Raw genomic sequence first — 6620 nt, 5'->3', positions numbered from 1 at the left:
TCGGCCGACGACAGCGGCTTGACACCGTCGAGCCGGTCGACGAATTCGCGGTACCCCTTCTCGGTCGGGACCCGCCCGGAGCTGGTGTGCGGCTGCGCGATGTAGCCCTCAGCCTCCAACACGGCCATGTCGTTGCGGACGGTGGCGCTGGACACGCCAAGGTTGTGCCGCTCCACCAAGGCCTTCGAGCCGATCGGTTCCTTGGTGGCGACGAAGTCGGCGACGATGGCGCGCAGCACCTCGAAGCGACGCTCGTCGGCACTTCCCATCGCAATCACCCTCCTGATCGGCACCATTTTACGGGCAGCGTCAGTGCCTTCACGGTGATCAGGGCGCGCCCCACAGCGCTCGGCGGTTTACACGCCGCGCTAGCCTTGTAGACCATGCGCACGTCGAGCCTGGGCGACGCAGCGAAATGATCTTCAAAGGTGTGCGGGACGGCAAGCCGTACCCCGACCATGGCCTGTCCTATCGGGACTGGTCGCGGATACCGCCTCGGCAAATCCGGCTCGACGAATTGGTCACTACCACAACGGTGCTCGCGTTGGACCGGCTGCTGTCAGAGGACTCCACCTTTTACGGCGACTTGTTCCCGCATGCAGTCAAGTGGAAGGGCATCGTCTACCTCGAGGACGGTCTGCACCGGGCGGTGCGTGCGGCACTGCGCAATCGCACTGTGTTGCATGCGCGGCTTCTCGATATGGACATGCCGCTGAGCCAGCAGGCTTAGTCACGTCTCGGCGCTGCCGAGTTTCGAGGTAGGTAGAACCACCTTCAAGGAGGTAAGCCATGCCACGACTTAGCGGAGTCTCCGACCGTGAGGCGGGACTCAGCACGAAGATCGTCTTCTTCTTCACCAAGCGCCAGTTGGCGAAGCTGGCCGGACGCGAAACCGAGACGATGCTCGAACCACTGCGCATGTATGCCCACATCCCGAAGTTGTTGAGCGGTTACGGCAAGCTCGAGCAGGCGGTAGCCAAACTGGATCTGCTCGATCTGCGGCATCGAGCATTGGCCGAGCTGAAGGCCGCGACGACGGTGCGCTGCGAATACTGCATCGACCTCGGTTCGCAGATCGCCCGCCAGTGGGGGCTGAGCGACGAGGAACTGCTCGCGCTGCCGAGATACCAGACGGCGGCATGCTTCTCCGACGTGGACAAGCTGGTGCTCGAGTATGCGTCGGCGATGAGCCGCACACCGGTCGAGGTCAGCGACGAGCTTTTCGATGCGCTGCGCCAACATTTCAGCACCGCTGCGCTTGTCGAGCTCACCCACGTCGTCGCGCTGGAGAATCTGCGGGCCCGGTTCAACGTGGCACTCAACATCGGGGCGTCGGGTTTCTCCGACGGTATGGTGTGCGCGCTGCCCGACGCTGGCGGCCGGTGACCGACGCTCTCACGGCGCGGTTCGAAGCGGCGCGCCCGCAGCTGAGCGCCCTTGCTTACCGGATGCTGGGGTCGCTTCAGGACGCTGAGGATGCGGTGCAAGAAGCCTGGCTGCGGCTGAGTCGCGATCAAGCAGGCGCTGACGACATCGCGAACCTCGACGCCTGGCTGACCACCGTGGTGGCGCGTATCTGCCTGAACACCTTGCGTGCCCGACGCGTTCGCCGCGGCGAAGAGCTGGTCGCCCAGGTACCCGACCCAATCGTGGACGCGGTCGGGGAATTTGACCCCGAACACCGGGCGATGCTGGCTGACGCGGTCGGGCTGGCGTTGTTCGTGGTGCTGGACACCCTGCCGCCGGCCGAGCGGCTGGCGTTCGTCCTGCACGACGTGTTCACGGTGCCCTTCGACCAGATCGCGCCAATCGTGGAGCGGTCCCCCGAGGCCACCCGCAAGCTCGCCAGCCGCGCACGCCGGCGGATCCAGGATGCGGCCCCGGTCCCCGACGCTGACCTGGCTGCTCAGCGCGAGGTCGTCGACGCATTCTTCGCGGCCGGGCGGGCCGGCGACTTCGACCGCCTGATCTCCGTGCTGCACCCCGACGTGGCGTTGCGGGGCGACTTCGGCCCCGGTGCCGTTCGCTCCGTGCGGGGCGCGTCCGCGGTGGCCGGCCTCGCGCACAGCTACGCGATGCCGAAGCGGGAGGTGCGGCCCGCCACCGTCAACGGCGCAGCCGGCGCGGTGATCTACGTGACCGGCCGGCCGACCGCCGTCATGGGTTTTGTCGTGCGCGACGGGCGGATCGCCGGGATCGACGTGCTCGCTGACCCGGCGCGCCTGGCCACGATCGACCTCAGCGCGATGGGCGGCTAGTCGGCTCCGGCCGTAGCCGTCTGCAGCAGCGCGACCGCGGAGTCGTGCGCCATCGCCCAGTTGCCACCTTCATTGACGAAGGTGTAGTTCTGCGTGACCGGTGCCGCGAGTTTTGGACCGGTGGTGGTCACGTCGGCGGTGACATTGGGACCGGCCTGCTGGATATTCGTCACGTTGAAGTTCTCAGGGAAATACCCGTCGCGGTATGCCTGCCGGAGTTTGTGGTCGGCCTCATGGCCCTCGTTCGGAGGGATGCCGCCTTGGACGACATTGTTCTTGGTCGTGTACGACACACCAGGGTCGGTGACTTGATTGCAGACGGCGGCCAGCTGGTCCGCGGTCGGCAGGCCGGGTGCCGGCGGCGGGGGTGGCGGCGGCTGGTCCGGCAACGGTGCGGTGAAGACGACGGGCTGCGGCTGGGCAGCGGCAGTGCCACTGGAGGCGAGGGAGGTCGCTCCTGCTGCCGCTGCTGCGATTGCGGCTACGGCGGCAACGCCTGTGAGGATGGGCTTCATGGTCATGGCGGTCCTTTCGATTCGGACGTACGCGGTGGTGCCATTGTGCAGTTCACGTGATCGGTGCTGACGGTTTTGTCGTAAGTCCCCTCCGTTGCGTTACATCGCCGCTGGTCGGGCTCGCGCGTAACGTCGCGGGCCCGACAAACGACACACCAGCATCAGCGTCAACACCCACAACTGCTACCACAACAACATTGTGGTAATCGAAAGGACAGCGATGAGCGTGAAAACCTTGGTCTCCGGTATGGCGGCGGTGTCCGCGATCGGCGCCGCGGCCGCAGGACTGAGCGGCCTTGTATCCACCGTCCCACCCGCGGTGCAGCCTGTCGTTTTCGGCGCACCGCTGCCGCATGATCAAACCGCTAATCTGCCCACCGCCGACCAGTTGTCCACTGTCCTGACCAGCCTTGCCAATCCCAACGTTTCGTTCGCGAACAAGAGCGGCCTGGTCGAAGGCGGCATCAGCCCGGTCGAAGCTCACGCCGCCGACCACGCCCTGCAGAAGGCGGCCAAGCGCGGCCAGCTGCCGTTGTCGTTCAACGTCTCGAATATCCAGCCCGCCGGCGTTGGGTCGGCCACGGCCGACGTGGCCGTCTCGGGTCCCAAGCTCACCGCGCCGGTCACCCAGAACGTCACGTTCGTCAACCAGGGCGGCTGGGTGCTGTCGCGCAGCTCCGCGATGTCGCTGCTGCAGGCAGCGTCGGCGGTCTAGCGGGCGTCTATCGCCTCGCGCAGACTCTTTGGCCGTATATCGGTCCAGTTCTGTTCGACGTAGTCCAAGCACTCGGGCCGGCTGGCGTCGCCGTATGCCACCCGCCATCCGGCCGGAATGTCAGCGAAGGCCGGCCACAGGCTGTGCTGGTCCTCGTCATTGAGCAGGACGTAGAACGTTCCGTTGTCGTCATCGAAGGGATTGGTGCTCATCGCGTCTCCTGGCCGAGGGTTGGTAGGACGGGCTGCGCTGCGGGGCGACCATGGCGCCGAGGATGCGATCCGACAGCAGCCCCAGACAGCTGAGGTTCGGGAACCCGGGACCCTGGTTGAGCCCGGCGAGGTTGGGCAAGAAGAGCTTTGGGGTGACGTCGGTGATAGCGAGGTCATAGCCGATCGCTTCTTCGAGGCTTTCTCCGGTCAACGGTCCACCCATGCCGAGTTCGAGCAGATCAAGCGCGTCCTGGCTGAACAGCGTCAAAAACCACAGCGGGTCGGCGCCGGACCCGTCGATCACCAGATCGAAACCGTAGACAGTTTCCAGGTTTTCGGTGCCCCGGTCGGTGCGCAGCGTCAACCGGATCTGCCCCTCACGGCCGACTGCGTGAGCGACCCGGCCCCGCAGGTGCCGGATCCGGTCGTCGGCCAGCAGCGCTTCCTGGACGCTCGCTGAGAACACCCCGCGGTCGGTGCGCGCGACTGCGTCGCGGCGTTCCTGCAGCGTCAGTAGGCCCCAGTCGGTCGGGTCGGAGAACAGCGAGTTCTCGAAGTACCCCTCGCCGCGGGTGAACAGCGTCACCTGCGGCGAGATCACCGTGATCGTCGAAACCCGGTGCCGGAAAAGCTCATTGAGGATCGATGCGGCGGTTTCGCCACCGCCGATCACCGCCACCCGCTCTGCGCAAATGCGATCCGGCCCGGCGGCGCGGTGCCAGAACTGGGCGATCGAGAGCACCCGCGGATTTCCGGGTAGCAGCGATTTTTCGGCTTGCCCTGGCCCGGTGATCATCAAAGCGTCGGCGTGCACGGTGGTTTCGTGGGTATGGAGCGCCCACCGGTCGCCGTCGAGGCCGAGCCGTTCGACCTCGCCGTCCACGACGGTCATCCCGACTTGCTCGGCCACCCAGCGCAAGTACTGACCCCAGCGGCGGTGGGTGGGCGCGGGCCGGCCGCGGTCGATCCACGCTGCGAACTGCCCGGTGGCGATCAGATATGACTGCCAGCTGTAGCGCGTCATCCGCTCGTCAAGTTCGGCGTTGCGCCGGGGAACTAACGACGACCGGTACGGGAAGCCGACGTCTTTCTCCGGGCTGGTGCCCAGCCGTTGCGCGCCGTCGGTCCAGCCGCCACTGGCCTGCCAGTTTGCGGCGATCTCTGTGCGTTCGACGGCGATGACGTCGGGTGGTTGAATTCCCATGTCGCGCAAGGCTGTTGCTTTTGCGGCGACAGCCACCGCTTTGGCTCCTGCGCCCAGCACCGCAAGCGTGGTCATGTTGCCTCCCCTGTTGGGCTCATAGCGCAGCCGCCAGCGTCGCGACTGCGTCGCACCACAGCGCCGCCAACTGATTGGCCTCGCTTTCGGTGCTCAGCCGGTCGCTCCAGCGCCAGCTGGTCACCAGCTGCGGCCCTGCCGCGGTGGGATGCACGACGGGCACCACGTCGAAGGTGTAGCGCAGCGGCAAGTCCGGTTCGGGAGCTCGTGACAACCAGGTATGCCGGGCGGGGTCGGTGATCAGCGTCCAAGGCGCGCAGCCTTCGGGCTGTGGGGTCAGGTCGAGCCGGCCGACGTAGTTGAACTGCACCTGCGGGTGCGGTGCAGCGACCAGATCGGGATTACGGCGCTGGTAGCGCAGCAGTCCGTAATCCAGTCCGTTGTTGGGAACCGCAGCGATGCGCTCGGTGACCGCTTCCAATAGAAGGCGAGCGGCGGTGGGTTCCCGGCGAGCGGTGTCCACGTCAACCGGACGCCCGGGGTAGTTAAGCCGGACCGGGAAGATAGTGGTGAACCAGCCCGCGGTGTTCGAGGTGTCCACTGCGCAACCCGGACCCCCGCTTTCTAACAGCTCGTCTTCGCGTCCGTGACCCTCCAGCGCGACCAGCAGCCCGTCGCCGAGCGGGTCGCCGCGGCGGATCCGCCACGAGGTCAGCGTCATCGTCAGTGCGGCCAGCAGGAATTCCCGCACGCCGGTGTTCGCGCCGGCCGATGCGATCTTGTCCAGCATGAGCTGGGTATCGGTGACCTCGCTGTGAGCCATGGTCAGCCGCAAGGACGCCCAGGTGTCGCGGCGCGGATCGGGCATCCGGGAACCCAGCGCCGGGTCTGGCCCGCGCAGCTGGGCCAGCCAGTAGTCGCGTTGCGCCGCGACTTCCGTGCGGCGGCTGCGCTGCTCGAGCAGCCGCGCGAATTCCCGATAGGTCGTGTATTCGCCTGGCAACACAGGGTTTTCACCGGCACATAGCTGCTCCCAGCCGTCCGCTAGGCCGGCCATCACCACAAACCACGACAGCGCATCGGTGGCCAAGTGATGCATGACGACAAGCAGAGAGCCGCCATCGGGGTCGTCGCACCACAGCGCCTGCACCATGGCACCGGCGAACGGGTCGATGCGGTCGATCACCGCATGTGCGTGCGCGTTGAGGGTGTCGTCGACCGGTCCGTGGATCCGGGTCAGGATGTCGACGGCGCGCACCACTCCCGGGGACCTGGTGGTCAGTCGGTAGTCACCATCATGCACCTCCAGCTGCGCGCGCAGCATGTCGTGGCGGTCCAATAGCGCCTGCAGCAGCGATTGCAGTTGTGGCTCAGTGATATTCGGCGGCAATGCGATCAGAGGGGCCTGAACGAACCGGCGGAAGTTGCCGTGCTCGTACATCCACGACAGGATCGGCAACGGCGTGACCTCGCCGAACCGGTCGGGGTCATGCGACGCCTCGGCGCGCGGTTTGAACTGGCCAGCATCGACTGCCTCGGCGAGCAATTCGATCGTCGGGTTCGCCAGCACCATCCGCGGCGTCACACCAAGGTGGCGGGCCTTATTGGCCAGCGATATCGCGACGATGCTGTCCATGCCGAGCTCGAACAGGTCCTGTTGCACTCCGGGTGTGGCGCCGTCGAATACCTCGGCCAGCACTG

Annotated in this window: 8 protein-coding genes and 1 pseudogene; 4 read left to right on the top strand and 5 right to left on the bottom strand. The window is 66.4% G+C overall.

Translation table 11 applies throughout. From position 1 onward, the window contains the following. Positions 1-269: pseudogene (locus tag VFA16_RS11610) on the bottom strand (HTH domain-containing protein); the annotation flags it as partial. 146 nt (positions 270-415) lie between these two features. On the opposite strand from VFA16_RS11610, the gene VFA16_RS11605 reads away from it, so the two are divergent. Genes VFA16_RS11605 through VFA16_RS11595 form a run of 3 tightly spaced genes read left to right on the top strand, consistent with a single transcriptional unit; the run spans position 416 to position 2258 of the window. Beyond that, positions 416-730, top strand: a complete 315-nt coding sequence (locus tag VFA16_RS11605) for a type II toxin-antitoxin system VapB family antitoxin (protein WP_324967950.1) — start codon at positions 416-418, stop codon at positions 728-730. Between the two features lie 59 nt (positions 731-789). After that, the gene (locus VFA16_RS11600; RefSeq protein WP_324967949.1) at positions 790-1386 is read left to right on the top strand and encodes a carboxymuconolactone decarboxylase family protein; all 597 of its coding nucleotides are present in this window, start codon (positions 790-792) and stop codon (positions 1384-1386) included. After that, positions 1383-2258: a sigma-70 family RNA polymerase sigma factor gene (locus tag VFA16_RS11595; RefSeq protein ID WP_324967948.1), complete on the top strand. Its 876-nt coding sequence runs from the start codon at positions 1383-1385 to the stop codon at positions 2256-2258. Before VFA16_RS11600 ends, VFA16_RS11595 begins: the two co-directional genes overlap by 4 nt. On the opposite strand, the gene VFA16_RS11590 is transcribed toward VFA16_RS11595, so the two are convergent. After that, the gene (locus VFA16_RS11590; RefSeq protein WP_324967947.1) at positions 2255-2779 is read right to left on the bottom strand and encodes a hypothetical protein; all 525 of its coding nucleotides are present in this window, start codon (positions 2777-2779) and stop codon (positions 2255-2257) included. The two genes, VFA16_RS11595 and VFA16_RS11590, sit on opposite strands and share 4 nt — an antisense overlap. 214 nt (positions 2780-2993) lie before the next feature. Between VFA16_RS11590 and VFA16_RS11585 the strand changes: the two genes are divergently transcribed. Further along, positions 2994-3488: a hypothetical protein gene (locus VFA16_RS11585; protein ID WP_324967946.1), complete on the top strand. Its 495-nt coding sequence runs from the start codon at positions 2994-2996 to the stop codon at positions 3486-3488. Here VFA16_RS11585 and VFA16_RS11580 read toward each other — a convergent pair. The 3 genes from VFA16_RS11580 to VFA16_RS11570 all read right to left on the bottom strand — a co-directional run. Next, the gene (locus VFA16_RS11580; protein WP_324967945.1) at positions 3485-3700 is read right to left on the bottom strand and encodes an MbtH family protein; all 216 of its coding nucleotides are present in this window, start codon (positions 3698-3700) and stop codon (positions 3485-3487) included. The two genes, VFA16_RS11585 and VFA16_RS11580, sit on opposite strands and share 4 nt — an antisense overlap. Next, complete coding sequence (mbtG, locus tag VFA16_RS11575) at positions 3678-4979, bottom strand: NADPH-dependent L-lysine N(6)-monooxygenase MbtG (RefSeq protein WP_324967944.1); 1302 nt, start codon at positions 4977-4979, stop codon at positions 3678-3680. Before mbtG ends, VFA16_RS11580 begins: the two co-directional genes overlap by 23 nt. Positions 4980-4998: 19 nt before the next feature. Then, on the bottom strand, positions 4999-6620 hold a 1622-nt coding region (locus VFA16_RS11570; RefSeq protein ID WP_324967943.1), incomplete at its 5' end, for a condensation domain-containing protein.

The sequence above is a fragment of the Mycobacterium sp. genome (genome assembly GCF_035653355.1).
Classification (GTDB): domain Bacteria; phylum Actinomycetota; class Actinomycetes; order Mycobacteriales; family Mycobacteriaceae; genus Mycobacterium.
Note: the sequence above shows the minus strand (reverse complement) of the source record. Positions and strands in the feature narration are given on the sequence as shown.